Raw genomic sequence first — 23,730 nt, 5'->3', positions numbered from 1 at the left:
GCTAGCGCCGCCGCCGTGCCCCCGCCTCCGCGACCCGCAGGAGGGCCGCCGAGGCCAGCGCGTGGGCCAGGTCGGGCTCGGCCCGCCGGCAGGCGAGGACGGCCTCCTGCAGGGCCGCGACGGCCTGGCGGAGGGTGCCGGGCGGCCACGCGCCGAGCTGGCCCTCGATGCTGGCCTTGCGCTTGAAATGCAGGCCCCGCCAGGTCGCGGCCATCATAGCGGGCGTCTTCTCGGGATTGTCGAGGCGGGTGGTGAGCAGTGTCAGGGCGTGCCGCAGCGCCGAGCCCAGCACCACGCCCGGATCGAGGCCCTCGTGCCGGAAGCGGCGGTAGTCGCGCTCCACCGCCTCGCGGCGGCCGTCGAAGGCGGCGTCGATCAGGGTGTTGAGCACGCTCGCCGCGACGTCGCTGGTGACGGCCTCGACGTGCTCGAGGGTCACGGTCTTGTCCCCCTCCCCCGCGGCGTAGAGGGCGAGCTTCTCGATCTCCATCAGGCTCGCGCGACGGTCGCCGCCGAGGCTGCGGGCCAGGACCTCCCGGGCGGCGCGGTCGATGCGCAGGCCGCGCTCCTGGAGGGTGCGCTCGATCAGGTCCGAGAGGGTCCGCTCGTCGTCGGCGTAGCAGGGGATCGCGAGCGCCTTCGGCGAGCGCTCGCAGAGGGTGCGGAGCGGGTTGTTCTTGGCGAGGTCGCCGGCCTCCACCACGATGCGGGCGTCGGCGACGGTCGCGCCCAGCACCGCCTCGACGGCGGGCGCGTAGTTGCGCGTGCCGGGCCGGACCCAGATCGACCGGCGGCCGCCGAACAGGCCCATCGTCCCGGCCTCGTCGCACAGCCGGCCCGGATCGGCGGCCAGGGCGTCGCCGTCGATCCGCACCAGCGCGAAGGGATCGGCCGGATCGTCGACGAAATCCTCGGCGAGCTTCCGGGCCCGCTCGGTCACCAGACCGGTATCGGGCCCGAAGACCAGGATGACGGGGATGCGCGGATCGGGCCCGCGCCGGATCAGCCCCTCGATCTCGCCGGCCTTGACTGCCGTCACGTCGGGTTACGGCTTTGTCGAGAGCACGGCCGCGAGGCGGCTCTTGATCTGATCGGACAGCACGCTCGCCAGCCGGATCTCGGCGTCCCGCGCCGCCCGCTGGCTGGCGAAGCGCTGGACCGAGCGGTCGTAGGTCGCGGTCGAGGTGGCGACACCCTCGGTGTAGACCTTGGTGCCGGCCATGTCCTCCAGGCTGTACTTGATGTTGGCCACCAGGGTGCCGGCCTCGGCGCGGCCGGTGGTGGACGAGACGATCGGGGTCTGCACGATCTCGGAGCCCGAGAGCTTGAGCCGGTAGCGCTTGGTCGCCGGATGGCCGGACCCGTCGAGGTCGAAGACCAGCTCGCTGCGCAGGTAGTGGCCGAGGCGCTCCTGGCCCTGGGCCATCGCCACGTCGTCGACCTGCACCGAGGCGAGCAGCGCCTGGACGGATTCTCCCGAGGCGGTCGGCCCGTAGAGCGGCCGGAAGCAGGCCGAGAGGCTCAGCGCCAGGCCCGTCGCGCAGGCGAGGCGTGCGATACGCCCCGCGATGGAAACTCCCGAACCCACCATCCGCCGTCGTTCCGCCCCTGCCTGTCGGATCGTTCTAGCGCGGACACGGCGTGCCGCGCCACGACGCTACGGGGCAAACGTTACGATTCCTCTGCGGCAAGAGCGTGATCGTCCCGTTTCCGACCGTGAGGCCGCGGAGCGCCGGAGCGCCGGGGGGTGGCGACGCCTAGGCGATCGCCGCGAGGTAGGCCGAGACCGTGACGATGGCCAGCACGGTGGAGGCCAGCACCACGGTGGCGGTCAGGTCGGCCTCGCGCCGGTAGAACTCGGCCAGCATGAACGGCCCGGTGCCGGTGGGGAGGGCGGCCATGAGCACGGCGGTGTGGAGCAGGAGCGGGGGCAGGTCGAACAGGTAGCGGCCGAGGCCGTAGGCCAGGAGCGGGTGGAGCGCGAGCTTCAGGCCGACGAGCAGCGCGGCGGTGCGCCCCTGCCCGCCCCCGGTGTGGCGGGCCTGGGCCAGGAACAGGCCGAGCGCCACCAGGGCGCAGGGCGCCGCCGCGCCGCCGAGGAGCTTCAGGAACGTGGCCACCGCCTCCGGCACGGTCAGCCCGGCGCTCGGCACCAGGGCGCCCAGCGCCGGCGCCACCAGCAGCGGGTTGCGCACGAGGGAGCGGATAACCGTCCACCAGACCGGCCGGCGGGCCCCGCCGCCGCGGCCCGTGGCGGCCGCCTCGCGCCGCAGACCGGTCTCAATCAGCACGATCGCCACCGCGAACACGCCGCAGACCGTGAGGATCGCCGCCACCGTGGTGGGCGCGAGCGCCTCCGGCCCGAAGGCGACCAGCGCCAGCGGGAAGCCCATGAAGCCGGTATTGGCGTAGCCGGCGTTGAGGCCGTCGACCGCGGCGTCGGCCAGCGGCCGCCCCGCCCCGCGCCGGATCATCACGGTGAGGCCGAAGACCGCGAGGCTGCTGAGCCCGAAGGCGCCGATGAAGCCGGGCTTCCAGATGGCGCTCCAGTGGGCGTGCGCGGTCACGTCGAACAGGAGCGCCGGCAGGGCCAGGAAGACCACGAACCGGTTGAGCTCGGTGGTGGCGGCGGCCCCGAGCACCCCGATCCGCCGCGTCAGCCAGCCGGCGAAGATCAGCGCGAAGATCGGCAGCACGACCAGCAGGGTCGAGAGCATGGCGGGTCCGGGTCGGAGGACGATGCTCCGGCCTTAGGACGGTTTCCGATCCCAGCTCCAGTGCCGCGGACGGGGACCTGCCATGCCGCGGCCCCCGCTCCCGCAAACTACCAGCGGTAGATCAGGCTGCCGATGACTGTCGCGGGCGCGCCGCGATAGCAGAAGCCGGCCTGGCAGGTCGTGTAGCTGCGGTCGAAGATGTTGGTGGCGTTGATCTGCGCGCGGAAGCCCCTGTATTTCGGGTCGAGGGCCGCGAAATCGTAGGCGACCAGCGCGTCGAACAGGGTCACGGTCGGGTTGCGGACGGTGTTCTCGTCGTCGGCGAAACTCGTCCCGGCGTAGCGGATACCGCCGCCCAGTTGCAGGCCGGCCAGCGGCGAGGAGGGCGCGAACAGATAGGTTCCGAAGGCGGTGAAGCTGTCGCCCGGGATGCCCGAGAGGGCGTTGCCGTCGGTCGGCCGACCCGTGACCAGGGAGGTCTGGCGCAGATAGCGAAGATCGAGATGGGTGTAGGACAGCGTCAGGTTGGTTCCCGGCGCGAAATTGGCCGTCAGTTCGGCCTCGAATCCCTTGGACTCCACCGACCCGGTCGCGACCTGATTGGCGATGTTATTGGGATCCTGCCGCAGGAGCGACGATTGCACGATGTCGAATCCTGAGAACGACGTCGTGATGTTGGTGTTCGGGATGGCCACCTTCACGCCGGCCTCGATCTGGTCGCCGGTCGCGGCCTTGAACGGGTTCCCGTTCACGTCGATGCCGACCTGCGGCGTGAAGGTCGTGGCGTAGCTGGCGTAGGGCACCAGGAAATCGGTGAGCAGGTAATTCAGCCCGATACGGCCCGAGAAGGCCCGGTCGGTCTGGTTGGCGACCGTTCCGGCCGTCTGGTCGCTCGTGTTCTGGAAGACCCAGTCGTGCCGGCCGGTGAGGGTCAGGACGAAGCGCCCGAGCTTGGCCTGTTCCTGCAAGTAGGCACCGATCTGATCCTGCGCTTGGCTCTGGAAGTTCGTGTAACGCGGCCGGGCGATGACCTGCTGCCCGTAGTTCAAGGTCAGGAGGTTGAGATCCGGCGCGGCACCGAAGCCGAAGGCGCGCGTGTAGTCGTAATGGGCGTAATCGACCCCGCCGATCAGGGTGTGCTGGATCGGACCGGTGGTGAAGTGGCCTTCGAGTTGGTTGTCGAGGGAGATCTGGCTCAGCGTGTCCAGATAGGCGCCGGCCGTCCGCGAGCCCAGGGTTCGGGCAGGATTGAGTCCCGTGATCGACGTGTAATCGTAATCCGCGCGGACATCATAGTAGCGAAAGTTCTGACGAAAGATCAGATCCGGCGAGAATTTGTGCTCGAAAGCGTAGCCGATGCGATATTGCTGCTGCTTGTACTGATTGAACGCCGGGTCACCGGAGTAGAAATTGGTCACCCGGAAGCCCGGATCGTTGTAGAAGAACGACGTTCCCGGCAGGCGCGACTCGAAATACTCGCTGAGGAACGTGAAGCTGGTGTCGGAATCCGGTCGCCACGTGAAGGACGGGGCGATGAAGGTGCGGTCGTCGTCTCCGCCGGGCAGGTAGGTGTTGGACTGGCGCTTCACCCCGGTCACGCGGTAGGCCAACGTCCCGTCGGTGCCCTCCACCGGGCCGCCGATGTCGAAATTGCCCTGGAAGCGGTCGTAGTTGCCGGCCTGAAACTGCACCTCGCCGAAGGGCACGAAGACCGGGCGCTTCGAGGTCGAGTCGACGATGCCGCCGGGCGAGCCGAGACCGTAGAGTCCCGAGGCCGGCCCTCTCAGGATGGTGACCGCCTCCAGCCCGTAGGGCTCGCTGCGCGGGATCGTCAGGCCGACGGCGTTGAGGCGCAGGCCGTCGCGGAAGATGCCGTTGTAGGTCGCGCTGAAGCCGCGGATGTAGAAGGCATCGTAGCGCGGGTCGAAGCCGAACACGCTGCTCGACACGCCCGGCGTGTAGGCAATCGCCTGGGCCAGATCCTGCACGTTGCGGTCGTTGAGCTGCTCGCGGGTGACCACCGAGACCGATTGCGGGGTCTCGATCAGGGGCGTGTTGGTCTTCGTCGCCGTGGGGCTCACGCGCGCCACGTAGCCGGTGACGCCGGAGGGTCCGCCGCCGCCGCCGCTGGTGGCCGCGCTGCCGCCGTCGCCGCCGCTGACGTTGCCGCCGCCGATGCCGGATCCCGCGGGGGCCGCGATGGCCGGCCGGGTGGCCTCCACGGAGATCTCGTTGAGCTGGACGGCGGCGTCCTGCGCGGCGGCGGCCCGAACGAAGGCGACGGTGGTCAGAGCGGTGGTGGCGAGGAGGAGGCCGGACTGAGCGGAACGAAGCGACATCGGAGACCCAGAAACACGCCTACAGACGGCGCCTGGAGCTCAGGTACCATTACTCACGGTCTCTTGATCAAGCCGAAAACGTGTTGCAAATCACACACTTAGAAGCGTTCAAATCTGGAGCGGTTCGAGCCTAGAACTCGAGCGGCGGCTCCCGCAGGGCGGTGGCCTCCCGGGTGCAGGCGGCCTGATCGGGAACCGTCCCGGGGGCCGCGAGGGCGGCGCGAAGCTCGGCGCGGGCCCTGTCGAGATCGGCCCGGAAGGTCGCGTCGCCCATCAGGGCGGCGAAGACCGCGGTGCCGGTCAGGCGCCCCGCCGCCACGTCGCTGAGCCAGTGCACGCCGCACACGATCCGGCTCTCGCCGTAGGCCCGGCCGCGGGCCAGGATCGGGGTCGCCTTCTCGGGCACCAGGGACGCGAGGATCAGCGCGTAGGCCCAGCCCTGCGTGGCGTGGCCCGAGGGGTAGCTGAAGCTGTCGGCCAGGGCCTGGCTGCGCTGCACGCAGATCGGCGCCTCGTTGCCGACGAACGGGCGCAGGCGGCGGTAATGGACCTTGGGTCCCCGCGTCGCCCGCGCGAGATCGAGCCGGGCGCGCTCGAGGAGGTTGATCACTGCCGGCACCCGCGCCTGATCGATCCGGGTGCCGAGCACGCAGGCGAAATTCTCCAGCACGGCGGCGGCGCCCTCGGACACGTCGTTGGCGGCGAGCTCCCAGCGGGGCGTCCCCTTGAGGGCGCGGGTGCTGCTGAAGGCCGCCCGGTCGGCCTTGTCGAGGGGCGCGTCGTGGGCCGGCGGGGAGGGCAGGAACTGGACGGCGTCCGGCACCGCTCCTTCGGCCAGGTAGGGCTTCACGGCCGGCTTGCCGGGCTTCAGCGTGTCGGCGCCGAGGGACGGGGCCGCGGGTGTTGCCGAGGGGGCCGCGGGGGCCGGGCGCGGGGAATCCTCGGCGCGGGCCGCGACGGCCAGGAGGAGGGCGAGGGCGGCCGGGGCGAGGAGGGGCAGGGACGGCGTGCGCAGCATCGGATCCGGGGCTCTCTCGGATGGAATCTGCGGGGCGCGCCCGCTGCCGGACGAACGGCTCAGCCGGCCCGTTCAGTCCCTGCACAGGCACACACGCCTGTCCAGGGCGAGGCGGCGGCGATCCGGGCCGCCTGTCACCCGCACCGGGCCGCGCACCGCGCTCACGCCGCCCGGATCGCGGCGGCCACGGCGTCCGGGTGCTCCTCGTGCGGGCTCAGGGCACCGGGGATCGCGGCGCCGGTCACGCGACCGTCGGCGATGAGGGCGTCCATCTCGGCGCCCGAGCGCCGGGGGGCGCCCGCGGGCCGCAGCACCAGGGTCGGCGGCAGGCCGTCGCCGAACAGGGCCAGGAAGGCGTCGCGGCTGCCGACCGGGTCGAGGCCCCCGGTGACGAAGGCCGCGGTGCCGAAGCGGCCGTTGCGCTGACGGGTGATGGCGTGCTTGTCGCGGATCACCGCCGGCGTGACCCGGGCCGCGTCGGCGTAGACGTGGGCGCGCATCATCCGGCCGATGATCGGCGGGCTGATGTTGATCCGGTAGAGCGCCTCGCCGAGGACCGGGGCCTCCACGGCCCGGCGGATGCGCGGGAACCAGTGCGCCCGGCCCGGCATCGCGGTGGGCAGCGGCCCCCGCCAGGTCGGTGCCACCAGGACCAGCCGCTCGAAGGCCCGCGGATGGCGCCGCGCCGCCGCGACCAGGTAGCCGGCGGCGTGGCCGGCCGCGACGCCGAGGGCGTAGGGGCCGGGCGCGGCGGCCAGCAGGGCGCCCAGGAAGGCGTGGAAGGTTGCCGGGGCGAGGGGGACCCGCGCCCGCGGCCGGGCGCCGAAGCCCGGCCAGTCGGGGATGTGGCAGCGGTACTGCGTCCCCAGCAGGCCGGCGAGGCCGCGCATCTCGGCCCGCGCCGAGATGGTCGACAGGGCCGGGAGCAGGAGCGCGTCCGGCCCCGCCCCGATCCGGTCGCAGGGGGTCGGCACCGTCCGGCCCGCCACCGTGAGGGTCAGCTCCGACGTCTCCATCGCGCTCCCGCCAGCTTCCGGATGTTCAGGTGCGCAGCAGCTCGTTGATGGCGGTCTTGGACCGCGTGCCGGCGTCGACGCGCTTGACGATCACCGCGCAGTAGAGGCCCGGGCCCGGCGTGCCGTCCGGCAGCGCCTTGCCGGGCATCGTGCCCGAGACGACCACCGAGTAGGGCGGCACCCGGCCGTACATGACCTCGCCGGTGGTCCGGTCGACGATCTTGGTGGAGGCGCCGATATAGACGCCCATGGACAGGACGCTGCCCTGGCCGACGATGACGCCCTCCGCCACCTCGGCGCGGGCGCCGATGAAGCAGTCGTCCTCGATGATCACCGGGTTCGCCTGCAGCGGCTCCAGGACGCCCGCGATGCCGGCACCGCCCGAGATGTGGCAGTTCTTCCCCACCTGCGCGCAGGAGCCGATCGTCACCCAGGTGTCGACCATCGTGCCCTCGCCGACATGCGCGCCGAGATTGACGAAGCTCGGCATCAGCACGGCGCCGGGGGCGATGTAGGAGCCCCGGCGGACGAAGCAGCCCGGGACGGCGCGCAGGCCCGCGGCGCGGAACTCGGCCTCGCCCCAGCCGGCGAATTTCGACGCGACCTTGTCCCACCAGGGCGCGCCGCCGGGGCCGCCCTCGATCGTCGCCATGTCGTTGAGGCGGAAGGAGAGCAGCACCGCCTTCTTCAGCCACTGGTTCACCACCCAGTCGCGGTTGCCGGACTTCTCGGCGACGCGGGCCTTGCCCGAATCGAGCAGCTCCAGGGCCGCCTCGACCGCCTCGCGCACCGCGCCCTTGGTGGCAGTCGACACGTTGGCGCGGTCTTCCCAGGCGGCTTCGATGGTCTGGGCGAGATCGGAATGGGCGAGATCGGAATGGGGCTTGCCGGCCTGGGACATGGAACGGATCAGAACTCTTGCGGCGGGAGCCCGTGCTTACAAGCGGTCACCGGAGCTGTCACCTGAGGAGATGCCGTCGATGATCTCGAGCAGTTCGCGCACCTGATCGAGATCGGTCACCAGATCGGCGAGGTCGTCCGCCAGGGTGTCGTGGACGGCCTGCGCGGCGGCGGGAAACTCCTCCAGCACGCGGCGCATCAGCATCGGGGTGATCCGCATCACCGCGGCGCTCCCCTCGGCCCGGGCCTCGGTCGGGCGCGTCCCGCGCACGAACAGGGCGAGCTGGCCGATCAGGGCCGAGCGCCCGGCCCGCACCGGCTCGGCCCCCGCGAGCCGGGGCTCCAGCCGGATCGTGCCCGCCATGACGACGAAGCCGCCATCGGCCGGGTCGCCGCGGGCGAAGAGCAGGTCGCCGTCCGCGAGGTCGCGCCGCTCCGCCGCGAAGGTCAGCAGGCGCAGGGCGTCCCGGTCGAGGAAGCCGAACAGCGGCGCGGCCGCGAGGATCGCGATATCGTCGTCGAGCCCCAAGAACGCCTCACCACCCTGCGCATACGCGAACCCGCCGGATCGCCTACACGTAAAGCTTCAATTCGTCAGGGCAGCAACTTGTATCCGCCACCCTCGGTCACGAGGATCGCGGCGGTGGCGGGGTTCGGCTCGATCTTCTGGCGCAGCCGGTAGATATGCGTCTCCAGCGTGTGCGTGGTCACCTGGGCGTTGTAGCCCCAGACCTCGGCCAGCAGGGTGTCGCGGTTCACCACGGCCCGGCCCGCCCGGTAGAGGAAGCGCAGGATCGCGGTCTCCTTCTCGGTGAGCTTCAGCTTCGAGCCGCGCTCGCCGACGAGGAGCTTGGCCCCCGGGCGGAACGTGTAGGGGCCGATCTGGAAGACCGCGTCCTCGGAGGCCTCGTGGCTGCGCAGGTGGGCGCGGATCCGGGCCAGAAGGATGCCGAACTTGAACGGCTTGGTGACGTAGTCGTTGGCGCCGGCCTCCAGGCCCTCGACGTGGTCCGCCTCGGAATCCTGGGCCGTCAGCATGATCACCGGGCCGCGGAAGCCGCCGGCGCGCATCCGGCGCACGGCCTCGCGCCCGTCGAGGTCGGGCAGGCCGACATCCATCACGGCGAGGTCGATCCGCTCCGCGGCGACCCGCCGGATCGCGTCCGCGGCGTTGGCCTCGGTGAAGACCGTGAATTCGTCGCAGAGATCGAGCTGCTCGGTCAGGGTGTCGCGCAGGATCGCGTCGTCGTCGCAGATCAGCAGGCGGTAGGCGTTCGGCATCGTCCGGGCCCCAGTGCGTGCTGCGGGAGGGGCGAGGGGCGGCCTGCCGGGTGCAGCATGCGAAGATGTCAGATCGCGGCAGGATCGCGCGACGACCCTACCCAGGCTTGTGTTTCCGCATCCTTTCGCCGCCGTGACAAGCGCGCCGGCGAACGGGCTGCGGGAACGGGGCACGCCGCTCCGGGATCAGGTCGTCGGTCCCCGCGGCGAGGCGGAGGGCTGGCGCGCTCCCGAATCCCGGCTCGGCGGCCCGGGTTCGGCCGAGAGATAGGGCGCCGTTTGTGGCCGGAAGTTGCCTTGCGCGCAATTTTTCACCGGTTCGAAGTACGGATCCCGGGCATAAGGCCCGCGGGACCGGACGGATTCGGGAGGACGGACATGCGGCGGCCGAGCGGGGGACCCATCCGCCTGACCTTGGGAGAGATCCGCGTGCGCGCCCTCGTCGGGGACCGGCGGCGCGGGCAGCTGCTCGTCGGTCGGGCGGTGTTTCCCTGCGCCCTCGGGGCGGGCGGCATCGTTTGCGACAAGCGCGAGGGCGACGGCGGCTCGCCGCGCGGGCGGTTCCGCCTGCGCGGCGGCGCCTACCGGCCCGATCATCTCGCGATCCGGCCGCGCACGCTGCTGCCCCTGCGGGCGACCCGCCCCGCCGACGGTTGGTGCGACGAGAGCCGGGACCGCCGCTACAATCGGCCGATCCGCCTGCCGGCCCCGGGGGTCAGCGCCGAATCGATGTGGCGGGACGACGGGCTCTACGACGTGGTGATCGACCTCGACTACAACCGCGCCCCGATCCGGAAGGGGCGGGGCTCGGCGATCTTCCTGCACATCGCCCGGGACGGCTACCGCCCCACCGAGGGCTGCGTCGCCCTGGCCCGGGCCGACCTGCTGCGCCTGCTCCGCCGCCTCGGGCCGCGGACGCACCTGCGGATCGGCTGAGGCGCGCGTCCGGCTCAGGCCTTCCGGGTCCGGGCCCCGAAGATCGCGGTCCCGACCCGGACATGGGTGGCGCCGAGCTGGATCGCCGCCGGGAAGTCGGCGCTCATGCCCATGGAGAGGATCGGCAGGTTGTGCGCCTTCGCCAGCCGGGCCAGCAGGGCGAAGTGGGCCGAGGGCGGGTCCTCGGCCGGGGGGATGCACATCAGGCCCTGGATCGCCAGCCCGTGGGTCTCCCGGCACTCCGACAGGAGGGTGGCGAGCTGGTCCGGGAGCACGCCGCCCTTCTGCGGCTCCGCGCCGGTGTTGACCTGGATCAGCAGCTTCGGGGTCCGGCCGGACCGCTCGATCTCCTTGGCCAGCGCCGCCGCGAGCGACAGCCGGTCGAGGGAGTGGATCACGTCGAACAGGGCCACCGCCTCCCGGGCCTTGTTGGATTGCAGCGGCCCGACGAGGTGCAGCTCCACGTCCGGGAACCGGGCCCGGAGACCCGGCCACTTCGCCACGGATTCCTGGACGTAGTTCTCGCCGAAGACCCGATGGCCGGCCTTGAGCGCGGGCAGGATCCCCTCGGCCGGCACGGTCTTGGAGACCGCGACGAGCTGGATCTCGGCGGGATCGCGCTCCGAATCCTCGGCGGCGCGGGCGATCGCCGCCCGCACCTCGGCGAGACCGGCGGCGACGTCGGCCTGGCCGACGGGGAGCTTGTCGGTCCGCTGGCCCATCCCGTCCGTCGCGGGCGGGTTCGGGTCGGTGATCGCGTCGTCCATAGCGGGCCGTCCTATCGCTGCCGGACGCCGAACCAGGCGCCCCACGGTACACAACACCTCGGCGGCACCTTCCCGGCGACCCAGCTGTCCAGCTCAGACCCCTCATCCCGAGGTGCCGGAGCGCAGCGGAGGCCGCGAAGGGGCGCTCCAGCCGGCCGCTGCGATCCCTGGAGCCCTCCTTCGAGGCCCGCCGACGCGGGCACCGCGGGATGCGGGGAGGGATGGAATCAGCCCAGGGCCGGCCGCTCCCGTGTACCGTCTCTGCTGCGGAAGGACCTATGCGTTCGCGCGTCCCGCGCAAGTCCGAATCGCGCGCCGCGTTGACCGGCTGCGGCGCAGATATGCTATCGCGGCGCGACCGTGCCGTGGTCATCCTTCGGAATGACCGACGAGCCCCTGACCCAGCCGGATCCATGACCGCCAGCACCGCCCCCCAGCCCGTCGAGCGCTACAACGCCAAGGATGCCGAGCCGCGCTGGCAGGAGGCCTGGGCCGAGAAGCGGCTGTTCGAGACCGACAATTCCGATCCCCGCCCGAAATACTACGTGCTCGAGATGTTCCCCTACCCGTCGGGGCGCATCCACATGGGCCACGTCCGCAACTACGCGATGGGCGACGTGGTCGCCCGCTACAAGCGCGCCCGCGGCTTCAACGTCCTGCACCCGATGGGCTGGGACGCCTTCGGCCTGCCGGCCGAGAACGCCGCCATGGAGCGCAAGGTCAACCCGCGGGACTGGACCTACGCCAACATCGCGTCGATGCGCGACCAGCTGAAGGCCATGGGGCTGTCGCTCGACTGGAGCCGCGAGATCGCGACCTGCGATCCCGACTACTACAAGCACCAGCAGCGCATGTTCCTGGACTTCCTGCAGAAGGGCCTCGTCACCCGCCGCACCGCCAAGGTGAACTGGGACCCGGTCGACCACACGGTGCTGGCCAACGAGCAGGTGATCGACGGGCGCGGCTGGCGTTCCGGCGCCCTGGTCGAGCAGCGCGAGCTCACCCAGTGGTTCTTCAAGATCACCGACTTCGCCGAGGACCTGCTGACGGCTCTCGACGGGCTGGACCGCTGGCCGGAGAAGGTCCGGCTGATGCAGAAGAACTGGATCGGCCGCTCGGAAGGCCTGGAGGTCCAGTTCGGCCTCGCCCGGCCGGTCGCCGGCGCGCCCGACACGGTGACCGTCTACACGACCCGGCCCGACACCCTGTTCGGCGCCAAGTTCCTGGCGATCGCGGCCGACCATCCCCTGGCGGCCGCTCTGGCCGAGGGCAGGCCGGAGCTGCAGACCTTCATCGAGGAGTGCCGCCGCACCGGCACCGCCCAGGCCGCGATCGACACCGCCGAGAAGCACGGTTTCGACACCGGCCTCACCGTGCGCCATCCCCTGGACCCGTCCTGGGAGCTGCCGGTCTACGTGGCGAACTTCGTGCTGATGGAGTACGGCACCGGCGCGGTGTTCGGCTGCCCGGCGCACGACCAGCGCGACCTCGACTTCGCCAACAAGTACGGGCTCGGCAACACGCCGGTGGTCTGCCCGGAAGGGCAGGACCCGGCGACGTTCGTGATCACCGACACCGCCTATGTCGAGGACGGGCGGATGATCAACTCGCGCTTCCTGGACGGGATGGGCACGGGCGAGGCGTTCGAGGCCGTGGCCCGGCGGCTGGAAGGGGAGGGGGTCGCCAGGCGCAAGGTCCAGTTCCGCCTGCGCGACTGGGGCGTGTCCCGGCAGCGCTACTGGGGCTGCCCGATCCCGATCATCCACTGCGAGTCCTGCGGCCCGGTCCCGGTGCCGGCGGCCGACCTGCCGGTGAAGCTCCCCGAGGCGGTGTCCTTCGACCAGCCCGGCAACCCGCTGGAGCGGGACGCCGCGTGGCGGAACGTGGCCTGCCCGCATTGCGGCGCGCCGGCCCGGCGCGAGACCGACACGATGGACACGTTCGTCGATTCGTCCTGGTACTACGCCCGCTTCACCGCGCCCTGGCTGGCGGACGCCCCCACCGACCGGGCCGTGGTCGATCGCTGGCTGGCCGTGGACCAGTATATCGGCGGCATCGAGCACGCGATCCTGCACCTGCTCTACGCCCGGTTCTTCATGCGTGCGATGCGCGAGACCGGCTGGGCCGGCGTCGCCGAGCCGTTCGCCGGCCTGTTCACGCAGGGCATGGTGGTCCACGAGACCTACAAGGACGCGGCCGGCGCCTGGGTGCCCCCGGCCGAGATCCGCTTCGCCACCGAGGAGGGCGAGCGCCGCGCGTTTCACGTGAAAACTCAGGCGCCGATCGCGATCGGCCCGATCGAGAAGATGTCGAAGTCGAAGAAGAACGTGGTCGACCCCGACGACATCATCGCGAGCTACGGGGCCGACACGGCGCGCTGGTTCATGCTGTCCGACTCGCCGCCGGAGCGCGACGTGATCTGGACCGAGGAGGGCGTGCAGGGCGCGGCCCGGTTCGTCCAGAAGGTCTGGCGCCTGGTGAACGCCGCCGGGCAGGCGAAAGGCGACGGCGCCGCGGATCTCGCCCTGCGCAAGGCCGCCCACCGGGCGCTCGCCTCCGTGCAGGACGATATCGAGCGCCTGCGCTTCAACCGCTGCGTCGCCCACATCTACACCCTGGCCAACGCCCTGGAGGACGGCCTGCGCGGCCCGGTCTCGCCGGCCGCCGCCAAGGAGGCCGCCGGGATCCTGGTCCAGCTCATCGCCCCGATGATGCCGCACCTCGCCGAGGAGTGCTGGTCCGTCCTCGGCCGCGGCGGCCTCGTCGCCCAGGCGCCGTGGCCGGAGACCGAGGCCGCGCTGCTGGTCGAGGACGAGATCACCCTGCCGGTCCAGATCAACGGCAAGAAGCGCGCGGACGTCACCGTGCCGCGCGACGCCGACGCCGCGGCCGTCGAGGCCGCGACCCTGGCGCTGGAGGCCGTCCAGAAGGTGCTGGAGGGCAAGGCACCGCGGAAGGTGATCGTGGTGCCGGGGCGGATCGTGAACCTGGTGGTGTGATCCGACATCCGCCCGGTCGCTCCGCTCCTGCCGTCTTCGCGAGCGGAGCGAAGCGATCCGGGGTCGCGTGACGGTCACAGGGAGGTCGCGCCGGCCTGGATCACTTCGCCTCGCGCGTGATGACGGAGCGGGTGAGCCCTGCCGGAGGATCTCACCCCGACACCGTATCGAATCCTCACCCCCGGTGAAGGCACCGTGACCGCTGGCCGGTTCGACGATCCGGCTCGCCTCTCACGGCGCGGCCAGATCCGGATCCTGTCCGCTGGCTTCCAGGCCGCGCCGCACCAGCCCGTCGCGCTTCGCCCGCGCGACGAAATCCGCGAGATAGGCGGCTCCCGCCGGGTGCCCGACCGGCAGTCCCATCGCCTGCGGGATCTCCATGAAGTGCCCCGGCAGCAGCCGCACCTCCGGGTGCGCCGCCGCGTAGGCGGCGAGGGGCTGGTGCACCCCGGCCGCGACGTCGAGCCCGTCGCGGGCGAAGGCCGTGACCGCCTCGGCCGAGGTCGGGGCCCGCACCAGGGTGGCGCGCGTCAGGGCCCGGCTCAGGAACAGGTCGTAGGCGCTCCCGCGCCCCACCGAGACGCGCACGCCGTCGCGGTCCACCGCCTCCGGGGATCGGATCGGCGAGGCGGCCGGCACGAGGTAGCTGCCGGCGATCAGCACGTAGGGCTCCGTGAAGGCGATCCCCTCGGCCCGCTTCGGGTCGATCGCCAGGAAGCAGATGTCCCAGGTCCCGGAGCCCGCCGAGCCCGAGACCGCGCCCGCCGCCGGGAAGGTCACGAACGCCACCGGCACGCCGAGCCGGGCCGCCAGCGCCCGCGCGAGATCGACCGAAACCCCCGCCGGGCCGTCGGCGCCGCCCTGGGCCAGGACCGGGTTGCCGAGGTTGATCGCCGCCCGGAGCGTGCCGGTGGGGGCGAGGTCGTGCAGGACCGTCGGATCGGGCGTCATCGGTCTCGGCTCCGCGTGCGCGGCGGTGGGGAGGAGCCGGAGGAGCGGGAGGAGGAGGGCCGCGCGGATCCGCATGACGCTCGTCCCGCCCTCAGGCGCGCCACGACGGCCCGGTCGACGGGGAGGCGCCGTCCCGGGCGGGACGGCGGCGCCGGCGGGCCAGCATGTTGAGGCCCTCGACGCCGGCCGAGAAGGCCATCGCGGTGTAGATGTAGCCCTTCGGCACGTGGGCGCCGAACCCCTCGGCGATCAGCGTCATGCCGATCATGATCAGGAAGCCGAGGGCCAGCATCACCACGGTGGGGTTCCGGGCGATGAAGGCCGAGAGCGGCTCGGCGGCGACCAGCATCACCACCACGGCGACCACCACCGCCACCATCATCACCGGCACGTGCTCGGTCATGCCGACCGCCGTGATGATCGAGTCGATCGAGAAGACGAGGTCGAGCAGCAGGATCTGGCCGATCGCCGCGCCGAAGCCGATCGTGCCGCCGGTCGCCCCCGCGGTCTCGGGCTCCGGATCCACCGTGTGGTGGATCTCCTTGGTGGCCTTCCAGAGCAGGAACAGGCCGCCCCCGATCAGGATCAGGTCGCGCCAGGAGAAGGCCTGGCCGAACACCGCGAAGACCGGCTCGGTCAGGTGGACGATGAACGCCACGGTGCCGAGCAGCCCCAGGCGCAGGATCAGCGCGAGCCCGATCCCGATGCGCCGCGCCCGGGTCTGCTGCTCGGCCGGCAGCTTGTTGGTCAGGATCGAGATGAAGATCAGGTTGTCGACACCGAGCACCACCTCCATCACCACCAGGGTGGCGAGCGCGGCCCAGACGGCGGGCTGGCTGGCGAGCTCGATCAGGTCGGTCACAGGCGGGGCGCCTCGCTGGTCGGGAACAGGCGGTTGCCCAGGGCGGTGAGGTCGAAGGGGGTGGGACCGCGCACCGGTTCGGGGGCCAGGACCTGCAGGATCTTCGGGAAGACCTTGAAGTGGGCGGGCGTGTGCGTGGTCAGCTCGCCGTCGGTGTTCACCGGCCGCGGCTTGCGGGTCGAGAGCCGGATCTCCCGCGTGTGGAACGCCCGCACGTCGCCCGCCCGCCCCTGCGTTCCCCGCCGCAGGGCGGGCAGCAGCGCGAGGAGACGCCACCAGTGATTGATCTCCAGGCTGTAGAAATCGAGCTTGCCGTCGTCGACCGCGGCACTCTCCTCCACGGTCATGCCACCGCCGTAGTGGCGGCCGTTGCCCACCGAGACCTGGATGGTGGTGACCTTCTCGACCACCCCGTCGTGCTCGATCGTCACCGTGAAGGGCCGGACCCGGCGCAGCACCCGCACCGCCGCCACCGCGTAGCCGAGCACGCCCCAGGTCTTCTTGGATTCGGCGGTCAGCTCGCCGGCGAGCTCCGCCGAGAAGCCGATGCTCGCCACGTTGAAGTAGTAGTGGCCGTTGACCCAGCCGAGATCCACCGGCCGCGCCTGCGCGGTCGGGATGAAGCGGGCCGCCGCCAGGGGGTCGAGCGGCAGGTTGAGGGAGCGGGCGAGGTCGTTGGCCGTGCCGAGCGGCAGGATCGCGAAGGGCAGACCGCTCTCCACCAGGGCGGGCGCGGCGTAGTTCATGGTGCCGTCGCCGCCGCCGAGGATCACGAGGTCGACCGCGCCGGCCCGGTCACGGATCACGTCGCGGCAATCGGCCTCCGGCGGCGGCTCCTCCGGCTCGATGCCGCCCGCCCGCAGGATCCCCCGCACCTCGTCCAGATCCAGGGCGCCGTTGCGCGCCTTGGCGTTGCAGAGCAGCAGGGCCCGACGCCTTTGCGTGCTCATCGCGTGCCCCCGGGAAGCGGGCCGGGGGGCGACTCGGTCTCAGGTCGGGACAAGGGATCCTCGGGGCACGGCAGGGAGCGGGCGGTCTGGAACGCGGTATCGGAACCCGGAAGCGGCCAGAGGCCAAGACTGTCCCCGACTTGGTACCCAAACGCACGAACGCAACCCCATCATCCCCGCAATCCCGGGCTGGCCGACGTCGCAGAGTTCGGCAGGATGTGGGCGCGCCCGAGCCCTTCGTGGAACCCCTCACCCACGCGGGCGCGTTCTCCATGATGCCCGCCCCGGCCGCCAGGAAGGCACCGATGTCCGCCACACGTCCCGTCCGTCCCCAGGTTCTCGCCCTCGGCGCGCTCCTGCCGTTCGCCCTCGCGGGCGGTGCCGCCGCCCAGAGCGCCTGGGTGGACCCGCCGCCCAGGGCCGCCGCACCGGCGCAGGGTCCGGCGCGGACTGCGGGGACGGAAGCGGCGAAGGCGCCGGCGACGGCCGTCGATCCGCGGGGGCAGGACGCGGTCGCCGCCCGCGCGAAGGCGCAGCCCGGTGGCGCGCGCGCCGCCGAACCGGTCCGGCAGGCCGCCAGACCCGAGCCGGGCGAGGATGCCCTGCCGAAGGCGGCGGCGACGCGCGCGCCGGGCCCGAAGCGGGCGGCCGCCCTGGAGCGCCCGCGGGTCCGGGAGCCCCTGCACCACGCCGCGCGCCACCCGCACCGGCTCGCCGAGACGCCGGCCGCGGTCACCCCGGCGCCGGGTGCGTCGGCGGAGCGCGCCGCCGCCGCCCGGGCGCTGACGACGCGCTACCTCGCCACCGTCTCGGGCTCGAGCGACACCATGGTCGGCGCCGCGACCCAGTACTACGCGACCCGCGTGCGCTTCTACGGGCGGCCGATCACCACGGCGGCCCTCGTCGCCGAGAAGCGCAGCTTCGTCCAGCGCTGGCCCGAGCGGCGCTACGAGCCGCGGGCGATGCGCGCCGCCTGCGACGCCGAGACCTGCACGATCCGCGCGCTCGTGGATTTCCGGACCGCCAATCCGGGCCGGGGCGCCGTCTCCAGCGGCGAGGCCGAACTGGTTCTGGAGGTGGGCTTCGCCGGCACGCGGCCTTACATCCTCGGCGAGACCGGCCGCGTCCTGCGGCGGAGCATTCAGGCCGGAACCCTGGCCGCGTCGCCCGGCAAGGCGTAAGAGCCCCGCATCGCGGTCCGCCGCCCCGCGGCGGGCACGGGCTTGCGGGGGGACTCGCGGAAGGGCGTGCAGGGAAGCGGGCTGGGGGCGTGTCGTGGGATCGGTCCCGGTGGTCGGGCGTTCCGTGAGGCGCCCGCGGGCGGGCTTCGTCAGGAGGTGCGGTCGGGCCTCCTTCGCGCCGCGCGTCGGTGATGCCGGGATCGGGTGAATGACGTCTTCAACGGTGGTGGAGAAACAGGAGGCGGAGCCGGCCCGGCCGGTCCTCGACAGTCCCGGCCGCCTCGCCCTGCGCGAGACGATCCGGGCCGAGATCGCGCGCGCGCGTCCGCGCCCCGTCGCGGTCCGGACCCTCGAGTTGCTGGCCGAGGCCGCCTGCGCCCCCGACGAGGGCGGAACCGGCCTCCGCGTCCTCGACCGCCAGGGGGCCGTGCGGCGGCGGGACGACACGTCCGAGCCGATGACCCTCGCGGACCTGATCGCGGAGCTGCGCGCGCGCCATCCCGCCCTGTTCCTGCCGCCGGAGCCCGAGCTCGAACCGGCCCCGCGGACCGCCGAGGAGGCCCGCGATTCGTCCCTGCTGAGCGGTGCCTACGAGATGAAGGCCGCGACCGCCCGCTTCGTCGGGACCCAGTCCGAGCGGGCGCGCTCCCTGGCGGAGCGCTCCTCCGAGCAGGGCCGCGCGCTCGCGCAGAACGCCGCCGGCCGCTTCGCCAGCCTGCGGACGAACCTGCGCGGCCGCTTCGCCCGCCCGGCGGGCGCGGCCGCCGACGCGGAGGCCGCGCCCGCCCCGGCCGCGGATCCGACCGCCGCCTGGAACAGCGGCCCGGGACGGTTCGGAGAGACGCTGCGCGGCGGCCTCGGCCACCTGCGCGACCGGCTCGGCCTCGGGGGAGACGGGGCCGACGACGGCGCGCGCCGGCAGCGCCGCCTGCTCCTGGGCGCCGTCGCCGGCACGCTGGTGGCGGTCCTCGCCGCGGGGGTCGTGCTGGACCGCTCCGCGCCCGAACCCGGGCGTCCCGCCGCCCCGACCGGCTCCCGCACGGAGGCGCCGAGCACCCCCGCGCCGAACGCACGGCCCGCGAACCCGCCCGCCTCGGCCCCCGACACGGTGACGCCGCCCCCCGAGACCGGCGGCGAGTCCGAGCCCGACGCGCCGCTGCCGCCGAACGCCGTGACCGGACAGGCCCAGGTGATCGACACCGCGACCCTCAAGGTCGGCGGCAAGGTCGTGCACCTGTTCGGCGTCGAGTGGGTGCGGGGCGGCCAGGCGGAGGAACTGGCCCGGTACATCGGCAACCGGCCGGTGACCTGCCAGCCGGCCCCCGGCAGCGCCAACATGAACTGCCTCGTCGACGGGCGCGACCTCTCCGAGGTGGTGCTGTTCAACGGCGGCGGTCGCGCCTCTCCGGAGGCGAGCCCCGAGCTGGTCGCGGCCGAGGACCACGCCCGGAGCGAGCGGCTCGGCGTCTGGAAGCGCTAGCCGGATGCCGGCCGAACCGTTCGGCACGACGGCGGACGGCCGATCGGTCAGCCGCCACACCCTGAGCCGGGGCAGCCTGCGCGTCGCCGTCATCGAGTACGGTGCGGCCGTCACGGCGATCGAGGTGCCCGACCGCGCCGGCCATCCGGCCAACGTCGTGCTCGGCCTCGGCACCCTGGCGGGCTACGAGACCGTGAGCCCGAGCTTCGGCGCGATCGTCGGCCGCTACGCGAACCGCATCGCGGGCGGGCACTTCAGCCTCGACGGGCACGGCTACCGATTGCCGGTGAACGAGGCCCCCAACACCCTCCACGGGGGCCCGGAGAATTTCGGCCGGCGCCTGTGGCGGGCGGAGTTCTCCGACGCGGCGCGCCTCGTCCTGGTCCGCCGCTCGCCGGACGGGGAGGAGGGGTTTCCCGGCAATCTCGACGTCCGCGTCACCTACAGCCTGCCCGAGGACGGCGTGCTGCGCGTCGACTACGCCGCGGTGACCGACCGGCCCACGATCCTGAACCTCACGAATCACAGCTACTTCAACCTCGCCGGCGAGGGGACGGGCAGCGTCCTCGACCAACTCGTGCAGGTCGAGGCGGACGCCTTCGCGCCGACCGACCCGACCCAGATCCCCACCGGCGCGCTCCTGCCGGTCGCCGGGACGCCGTTCGACTTCCGCACGCCGCGGGCCCTGGAGGCGCGGATCCGCGCCGGAGACCCGCAGCTCACCTACGCCAAGGGCTACGACCACACCTTCGCGCTGCGCGGGGCCGCCGGGACGCTGCGGCCGGCCGCCAGCTGCGTCGATCCCGGAAGCGGGCGGCGGCTCGACGTCTGGACCACGCAGCCGGCGCTGCAGCTCTACAGCGGCAACAACCTCGACGGGCGGCTGATCGGTCCGTCCGGGCGGATCTACCGCTCGGGCGACGGCGTCTGCTTCGAGACCCAGGGCTTTCCGGACGCGCCGAACCAGCCGGGCTTCCCGTCCGCGGTCCTGCGGCCGGGCGAGACCTTCGCGGCCGCCACGGAGTTCCGGTTCTCGGTCGTGTGACGGCCGCACCGCGCGGGCCTTCCGGGGGCGCGGCGTCGCCACCGGCGGAGGGCCGGACCGGTCGTCCCCGCGCGCTCAGGCCGCCGCGCGGTCGACCGCCCGCGGCGCCGGGATCGCGGCGGCCGGCGCGGCGGGATCGGGGCGCCACGCCTCGCCGAGCGTCAGGAGGGCGGCCTTCACGGCGTCGAGCCGCGACGGCTCGCCCTCGGCCATGCCCTCGGCGGCGGCGACCTCCTTCAGGTACTCGTCCCAGGCCCAGCGCCGCAGGATCTCGCGCTTGCAGCTCGGCAGCAGCCGGGGATGATCGCGCACCGCGGCCGGGGCGTCGAACACCGCGGCCGGGTTGACCAGGGCGCGCTCCAGGTCGGGCAGGCCCGCAGGCGGCGCCCGGGAGACCCGGTGCGCGCCCCAGACCCGCAGGGTCCCCGCCCGGCGGCCGTCGGGCGGGTCCGGCTCGATCCGGTAGGTGAGGCCCTGGCGCTCGGCGTAGGCCACCGCCCGCGCCCGCGTCGGGAACGTCAGCACCACCTCCGCGGCGAGGGTGTCGCGCCCGCCGGTCCAGCCCATCAGCGGCTCCCGCTCCGGCGGCGTCTCCCGCTCGAAGGTGAGAAGCCACGTCCCGGCCCGGGCGCGCCCCGCCGTGTCGACGGAGCGCCCGCGCCGGCGGATCAGCGCCCGGCGACCGGCGAGCCACGGCGCGCCGGCCGGGCCGGGCGGGCTGTTGTGTCCGATTCCGATCGTCCCATCCTGCATGGTTGCCTCCCGAAAGGGGCGCGCTCAGCCGCCGAAGAGGCCGAGCCGCGCCGCCGCTTGCACGCCGAAGCTCGCCGCGAAGGACAGCAGGGCCGCGTCCCAGGCGGTCAGGTGCGGGGCGTTGGCCGGCGGACCGGCCTGCGTGAGCGCCCGGCCGAGCCACGCGAAGCCCGACAGGCTCAGCAGGGCGGCCAGCACCCAGGGCAGGGCGGGGGCCGGGCAGGGCGCCGCCAGGGCGACGCACAGGGCGGCGGACAGGATCCAGCGGCCCAGCACGGTCCCGTCGGTGGTCCGCACCTGCCCTCCGCGCCGGCCGCGCCGCGACCGGGACAGGCCCCTGTGCCCGCCCCACAGGTCGAAGGTTGCCATCGCGCGCCTCCCCGGCTCAGTTCAGCCGGGGCTCCGGTCCGGTCGGACCGCGCCGCCAGCGGCGGATGAACGCCGCCGGGTCGGGCGGCCTGCGCGGCGCCGGGGCTGCGGGCGGTGCCGGGCCCGCGTCGAGCGTCTGGAGCGCCTCCAGGACCGCGCTCAGCGGCACGGGCTCGGCCCGGCAGCCCGGCAGGCAGCGCAGCGTCGGGCAGGAATCGACCGCGCGGGCGTCCGAGGCCCAGGAGGCCAGGATCGCCCGCTTCTCGGCCCGCGACAGGCCGGGATAGCGCAGCACCTCGCGCGGATGCCGGAAGACGTCGCCCGGCGCCACGAAGGCCTCGAACGGCTCGACCGCCTGCGGCCTCAGGCTGGCGGCCGCCACCGGACCCAGGCGCGCGATCTCGGGTTGGACGTGGTTCGTATCGATCGGCTGCATGCGACCCTCCTCATCGTGAGCAAAGGCTGGAGCGGCCGTCGGTCCTGGTCGGGGCCGCCGGCCGTCGCGTCATGCGTTCGTGTCCGCGGCCGCGGGGGCGGCCGCCGCCAGGACAGGCCCAGGACCGGCTCAGGACCGGCCCAGGACCGGCTCAGTGCTTGGCGACCGGCGCGCCCGCGCCGTTGATGGCGATGCGCCGGCGGCGCTCCGGCGCCTCGGCGGCGCGCGGCAGCGTCACGGTGAGGACGCCGTTGCGGAACGTCGCCTCGGCCTTCTCCTCCTCCACCGGCACGGGCAGGGCGATCGACCGCTCGAAGCGGCCGTAGCTGCGCTCGGAATAGCCGCGGTCCTTGTCGGTGGTCTCCGCGCGCTTCTCGCCTCTCAGAGTCAGGACTCCGTCCGCGATGAGCAGTTCGACGTCCTTCTCGTCGAGCCCGGGAAGCTCGGCGGAGACGCGCAGCGCGCCGTCCGCCTCCGCCAGCTCGACCTGGGGCCAACCGAAGCCGCGGCCCGCGAGGCTCGGCACGCTGCCGAACCCGCCGAACACGTCGTCGAACAGGCGGTTCATCTCCCGGTGCAGCGTCAGGAAGGGGCTGGCCGACCCCTGCGCGAGGGCGGTCGGCGCCGGGGTGCTGGTGCGGTTCCAGGGAATCAGATCTCTCACGCTCATGGTCCTCGCTCCATCGAATGCGGTGCAGTCGTGGGAACGGGCCCGCGGGTCCGCGGACCCGTGAGGGATGTCATCCGTGTCGATAAGGGGGTGGCCGGGCGCGCGGCCCGGGACACCGGATCAGGCTGCCGATCAGGCTGCCTTGGCCTCGCGGGTGATCTGCGCCGGGGCGTTGTCCTGGCCGGACGCGGCCGTCGTGCCGCCGATGGCGATGCGGCGGGGCTTCAGCGCCTCCGGCACCTCGCGCTTCAGCGCGACGGTGAGCAGGCCGTTCTCCAGGGACGCGCCCACGACCTTCACGTGCTCGGCCAGATTGAAGGTCTGGCGGAAGGTGCGGGCCGCGATGCCGCGGTAGAGGTAGTGCTTCTCACCCTCCTGGGCGGCCTTCTGACCCGAGACGAGGAGCGTGGTGTCCTGCTGGGTCAGCTCGATCTCGTCGGGCGTGAAGCCCGCGACCGCCATGGTGATGCGGTACTGGTCCTCGGCCACCTTCTCGATGTTGTAGGGCGGCCAGGCGGTCGACGGCTCGACGCGGTCGGCCTGGTTGAGCAGCTCGAACAGACGGTCGAACCCGATGGACGACCGGAACAGGGGCGAAACGTCGTACGTCCTCATAACCACATCCTCCGACGAGCAACGTGACTACAAGCAGCACCGGACACCGTGTCCGGCGCCCTCAGAGCGAGCCCGTCTCCAGGCCTCGCACGCGCGTAACGTGCGGGCGAGCGATCGGTTCCGCGCTGGGCGAGATTTTTTCGGGTCGGGCAGGCGTGGTCGAATACCGCGACCCGCCCCGTGCGGCCTCTCCCCTGAGCTGCGGGCTGCACAGGCCCGCGGTCCCGGTCGGCACGCGCGTCAGGTCGAGAGAGCGTGGCCCCGCCCTCGCCGGGGCGAGGGGCGCTCCGTCACAGACAGCGCCTCGAACCTGCCCAGGCGGCAGGGGAGGGGGGCGCCGCGGACGCGACAGGCCCCGCTCTCAGCCGACCGCCTCCTCCACGAGGATCTCGCGCTTGCCGGCGTGGTTGGCCGGGCCGACGATGCCCTCGATCTCCATCCGCTC

The 23,730-nt window shown here is 73.0% G+C and carries 23 protein-coding genes; 5 read left to right on the top strand and 18 right to left on the bottom strand.

Going from position 1 to position 23,730, the window contains the following annotated elements; genetic code table 11:
• Position 1: 1 nt before the first annotated feature.
• The 9 genes from holA to ACTJK8_RS24095 all read right to left on the bottom strand — a co-directional run bounded on the left by holA (position 2) and on the right by ACTJK8_RS24095 (position 9,271).
• The gene (gene holA / locus ACTJK8_RS24135) at positions 2–1,039 is read right to left on the bottom strand and encodes a DNA polymerase III subunit delta (protein ID WP_024828977.1); all 1,038 of its coding nucleotides are present in this window, start codon (positions 1,037–1,039) and stop codon (positions 2–4) included.
• Positions 1,040–1,045: 6 nt separating this feature from the next.
• The gene (gene lptE, locus ACTJK8_RS24130) at positions 1,046–1,591 is read right to left on the bottom strand and encodes an LPS assembly lipoprotein LptE (protein ID WP_012321023.1); all 546 of its coding nucleotides are present in this window, start codon (positions 1,589–1,591) and stop codon (positions 1,046–1,048) included.
• 166 nt (positions 1,592–1,757) lie between these two features.
• Positions 1,758–2,717 (bottom strand): AEC family transporter, encoded by a 960-nt coding sequence (locus tag ACTJK8_RS24125; RefSeq protein ID WP_024828976.1) that lies wholly within the window; start codon positions 2,715–2,717, stop codon positions 1,758–1,760.
• A gap of 107 nt (positions 2,718–2,824) precedes the next feature.
• The gene (locus ACTJK8_RS24120) at positions 2,825–5,056 is read right to left on the bottom strand and encodes a TonB-dependent siderophore receptor (protein WP_440762627.1); all 2,232 of its coding nucleotides are present in this window, start codon (positions 5,054–5,056) and stop codon (positions 2,825–2,827) included.
• A 130-nt stretch (positions 5,057–5,186) separates the two neighbouring features.
• Positions 5,187–6,074, bottom strand: a complete 888-nt coding sequence (locus ACTJK8_RS24115) for an acid phosphatase (RefSeq protein WP_440762626.1) — start codon at positions 6,072–6,074, stop codon at positions 5,187–5,189.
• Between the two features lie 161 nt (positions 6,075–6,235).
• Positions 6,236–7,090, bottom strand: coding sequence for an alpha/beta fold hydrolase (locus ACTJK8_RS24110; protein WP_440762625.1), 855 nt, complete (start codon positions 7,088–7,090; stop codon positions 6,236–6,238).
• 25 nt (positions 7,091–7,115) lie between these two features.
• A complete protein-coding gene (gene dapD / locus ACTJK8_RS24105; RefSeq protein ID WP_012321029.1) occupies positions 7,116–7,991 on the bottom strand; it encodes a 2,3,4,5-tetrahydropyridine-2,6-dicarboxylate N-succinyltransferase in 876 nt (291 codons plus the stop codon).
• A gap of 36 nt (positions 7,992–8,027) precedes the next feature.
• Positions 8,028–8,519: a Crp/Fnr family transcriptional regulator gene (locus tag ACTJK8_RS24100; RefSeq protein WP_024828972.1), complete on the bottom strand. Its 492-nt coding sequence runs from the start codon at positions 8,517–8,519 to the stop codon at positions 8,028–8,030.
• Between the two features lie 65 nt (positions 8,520–8,584).
• Positions 8,585–9,271 carry a response regulator transcription factor gene (locus ACTJK8_RS24095; RefSeq protein ID WP_012321031.1) on the bottom strand — a complete coding sequence of 229 codons (687 nt, stop codon included), beginning with the start codon at positions 9,269–9,271 and terminating at the stop codon, positions 8,585–8,587.
• A 378-nt stretch (positions 9,272–9,649) separates the two neighbouring features.
• Between ACTJK8_RS24095 and ACTJK8_RS24090 the strand changes: the two genes are divergently transcribed.
• The gene (locus ACTJK8_RS24090; RefSeq protein WP_012321032.1) at positions 9,650–10,207 is read left to right on the top strand and encodes a L,D-transpeptidase family protein; all 558 of its coding nucleotides are present in this window, start codon (positions 9,650–9,652) and stop codon (positions 10,205–10,207) included.
• Positions 10,208–10,221: 14 nt separating this feature from the next.
• Here ACTJK8_RS24090 and ACTJK8_RS24085 read toward each other — a convergent pair whose 3' ends face one another.
• Positions 10,222–10,929 carry a YggS family pyridoxal phosphate-dependent enzyme gene (locus ACTJK8_RS24085; protein WP_174805109.1) on the bottom strand — a complete coding sequence of 236 codons (708 nt, stop codon included), beginning with the start codon at positions 10,927–10,929 and terminating at the stop codon, positions 10,222–10,224.
• Positions 10,930–11,387: 458 nt separating this feature from the next.
• Here ACTJK8_RS24085 and leuS point away from each other — a divergent pair, with 458 nt between their 5' ends.
• Entirely contained in the window at positions 11,388–13,973 is a 2,586-nt protein-coding gene (gene leuS / locus ACTJK8_RS24080; RefSeq protein WP_440762624.1) for a leucine--tRNA ligase, read from the top strand.
• Positions 13,974–14,204: 231 nt separating this feature from the next.
• Here leuS and ACTJK8_RS24075 read toward each other — a convergent pair whose 3' ends face one another.
• The 3 genes from ACTJK8_RS24075 to ACTJK8_RS24065 all read right to left on the bottom strand — a co-directional run bounded on the left by ACTJK8_RS24075 (position 14,205) and on the right by ACTJK8_RS24065 (position 16,736).
• A complete protein-coding gene (locus ACTJK8_RS24075; protein WP_440762623.1) occupies positions 14,205–14,924 on the bottom strand; it encodes an ABC transporter substrate-binding protein in 720 nt (239 codons plus the stop codon).
• Between the two features lie 91 nt (positions 14,925–15,015).
• Positions 15,016–15,786 (bottom strand): TerC family protein, encoded by a 771-nt coding sequence (locus ACTJK8_RS24070; protein ID WP_440762622.1) that lies wholly within the window; start codon positions 15,784–15,786, stop codon positions 15,016–15,018.
• Positions 15,783–16,736: a lipid kinase gene (locus tag ACTJK8_RS24065; RefSeq protein ID WP_012321037.1), complete on the bottom strand. Its 954-nt coding sequence runs from the start codon at positions 16,734–16,736 to the stop codon at positions 15,783–15,785. The genes ACTJK8_RS24070 and ACTJK8_RS24065 overlap by 4 nt, the downstream gene beginning before the upstream one ends.
• Before the next feature lie 305 nt (positions 16,737–17,041).
• On the opposite strand from ACTJK8_RS24065, the gene ACTJK8_RS24060 reads away from it, so the two are divergent.
• The 3 genes from ACTJK8_RS24060 to ACTJK8_RS24050 all read left to right on the top strand — a co-directional run bounded on the left by ACTJK8_RS24060 (position 17,042) and on the right by ACTJK8_RS24050 (position 20,442).
• Positions 17,042–17,917, top strand: coding sequence for a hypothetical protein (locus ACTJK8_RS24060; RefSeq protein WP_041372759.1), 876 nt, complete (start codon positions 17,042–17,044; stop codon positions 17,915–17,917).
• Between the two features lie 208 nt (positions 17,918–18,125).
• Positions 18,126–19,397: a nuclease gene (locus ACTJK8_RS24055; RefSeq protein ID WP_440762621.1), complete on the top strand. Its 1,272-nt coding sequence runs from the start codon at positions 18,126–18,128 to the stop codon at positions 19,395–19,397.
• Positions 19,398–19,401: 4 nt separating this feature from the next.
• Positions 19,402–20,442, top strand: coding sequence for an aldose epimerase family protein (locus ACTJK8_RS24050; RefSeq protein ID WP_440762620.1), 1,041 nt, complete (start codon positions 19,402–19,404; stop codon positions 20,440–20,442).
• Positions 20,443–20,517: 75 nt separating this feature from the next.
• On the opposite strand, the gene ACTJK8_RS24045 is transcribed toward ACTJK8_RS24050, so the two are convergent.
• The 5 genes from ACTJK8_RS24045 to ACTJK8_RS24025 all read right to left on the bottom strand — a co-directional run bounded on the left by ACTJK8_RS24045 (position 20,518) and on the right by ACTJK8_RS24025 (position 23,285).
• A complete protein-coding gene (locus tag ACTJK8_RS24045) occupies positions 20,518–21,195 on the bottom strand; it encodes an NADH dehydrogenase ubiquinone Fe-S protein 4 (protein ID WP_440762619.1) in 678 nt (225 codons plus the stop codon).
• 24 nt (positions 21,196–21,219) lie between these two features.
• Positions 21,220–21,564 carry a hypothetical protein gene (locus ACTJK8_RS24040; protein WP_043074483.1) on the bottom strand — a complete coding sequence of 115 codons (345 nt, stop codon included), beginning with the start codon at positions 21,562–21,564 and terminating at the stop codon, positions 21,220–21,222.
• A 16-nt stretch (positions 21,565–21,580) separates the two neighbouring features.
• Complete coding sequence (locus tag ACTJK8_RS24035; protein ID WP_029361625.1) at positions 21,581–22,000, bottom strand: hypothetical protein; 420 nt, start codon at positions 21,998–22,000, stop codon at positions 21,581–21,583.
• Positions 22,001–22,151: 151 nt separating this feature from the next.
• Entirely contained in the window at positions 22,152–22,670 is a 519-nt protein-coding gene (locus tag ACTJK8_RS24030) for an Hsp20/alpha crystallin family protein (protein ID WP_043074484.1), read from the bottom strand.
• Positions 22,671–22,802: 132 nt separating this feature from the next.
• Positions 22,803–23,285, bottom strand: coding sequence for an Hsp20 family protein (locus tag ACTJK8_RS24025; protein WP_012321045.1), 483 nt, complete (start codon positions 23,283–23,285; stop codon positions 22,803–22,805).
• Positions 23,286–23,730 lie beyond the last annotated feature (445 nt).

The sequence above is a fragment of the Methylobacterium sp. 22177 genome, from assembly GCF_052045615.1.
GTDB lineage: Bacteria > Pseudomonadota > Alphaproteobacteria > Rhizobiales > Beijerinckiaceae > Methylobacterium > Methylobacterium radiotolerans.
The sequence above is the reverse complement of the archived record's forward strand: the minus strand, read 5'-3'. Positions and strand labels throughout refer to the sequence as shown.

Excerpts from the sequence above, each read along its gene's own strand:
- ACTJK8_RS24065 (WP_012321037.1), bottom strand. The coding sequence starts at position 16,736 with ATGAGCACGCAAAGGCGTCGGGCCCTGCTGCTCTGCAACGCCAAGGCG.
- ACTJK8_RS24115 (WP_440762626.1), bottom strand. The coding sequence starts at position 6,074 with ATGCTGCGCACGCCGTCCCTGCCCCTCCTCGCCCCGGCCGCCCTCGCC.
- ACTJK8_RS24060 (WP_041372759.1), top strand. The coding sequence starts at position 17,042 with ATGTCCGCCACACGTCCCGTCCGTCCCCAGGTTCTCGCCCTCGGCGCG.
- ACTJK8_RS24050 (WP_440762620.1), top strand. The coding sequence starts at position 19,402 with ATGCCGGCCGAACCGTTCGGCACGACGGCGGACGGCCGATCGGTCAGC.
- ACTJK8_RS24120 (WP_440762627.1), bottom strand. The coding sequence starts at position 5,056 with ATGTCGCTTCGTTCCGCTCAGTCCGGCCTCCTCCTCGCCACCACCGCT.
- ACTJK8_RS24125 (WP_024828976.1), bottom strand. The coding sequence starts at position 2,717 with ATGCTCTCGACCCTGCTGGTCGTGCTGCCGATCTTCGCGCTGATCTTC.
- ACTJK8_RS24090 (WP_012321032.1), top strand. The coding sequence starts at position 9,650 with ATGCGGCGGCCGAGCGGGGGACCCATCCGCCTGACCTTGGGAGAGATC.
- ACTJK8_RS24110 (WP_440762625.1), bottom strand. The coding sequence starts at position 7,090 with ATGGAGACGTCGGAGCTGACCCTCACGGTGGCGGGCCGGACGGTGCCG.
- lptE (WP_012321023.1), bottom strand. The coding sequence starts at position 1,591 with ATGGTGGGTTCGGGAGTTTCCATCGCGGGGCGTATCGCACGCCTCGCC.
- ACTJK8_RS24040 (WP_043074483.1), bottom strand. The coding sequence starts at position 21,564 with ATGGCAACCTTCGACCTGTGGGGCGGGCACAGGGGCCTGTCCCGGTCG.
- ACTJK8_RS24095 (WP_012321031.1), bottom strand. The coding sequence starts at position 9,271 with ATGCCGAACGCCTACCGCCTGCTGATCTGCGACGACGACGCGATCCTG.
- ACTJK8_RS24085 (WP_174805109.1), bottom strand. The coding sequence starts at position 10,929 with ATGGGCCAGCGGACCGACAAGCTCCCCGTCGGCCAGGCCGACGTCGCC.
- ACTJK8_RS24075 (WP_440762623.1), bottom strand. The coding sequence starts at position 14,924 with ATGACGCCCGATCCGACGGTCCTGCACGACCTCGCCCCCACCGGCACG.
- leuS (WP_440762624.1), top strand. The coding sequence starts at position 11,388 with ATGACCGCCAGCACCGCCCCCCAGCCCGTCGAGCGCTACAACGCCAAG.
- dapD (WP_012321029.1), bottom strand. The coding sequence starts at position 7,991 with ATGTCCCAGGCCGGCAAGCCCCATTCCGATCTCGCCCATTCCGATCTC.
- ACTJK8_RS24035 (WP_029361625.1), bottom strand. The coding sequence starts at position 22,000 with ATGCAGCCGATCGATACGAACCACGTCCAACCCGAGATCGCGCGCCTG.
- ACTJK8_RS24025 (WP_012321045.1), bottom strand. The coding sequence starts at position 23,285 with ATGAGGACGTACGACGTTTCGCCCCTGTTCCGGTCGTCCATCGGGTTC.
- ACTJK8_RS24055 (WP_440762621.1), top strand. The coding sequence starts at position 18,126 with ATGACGTCTTCAACGGTGGTGGAGAAACAGGAGGCGGAGCCGGCCCGG.
- ACTJK8_RS24045 (WP_440762619.1), bottom strand. The coding sequence starts at position 21,195 with ATGCAGGATGGGACGATCGGAATCGGACACAACAGCCCGCCCGGCCCG.
- ACTJK8_RS24030 (WP_043074484.1), bottom strand. The coding sequence starts at position 22,670 with ATGAGCGTGAGAGATCTGATTCCCTGGAACCGCACCAGCACCCCGGCG.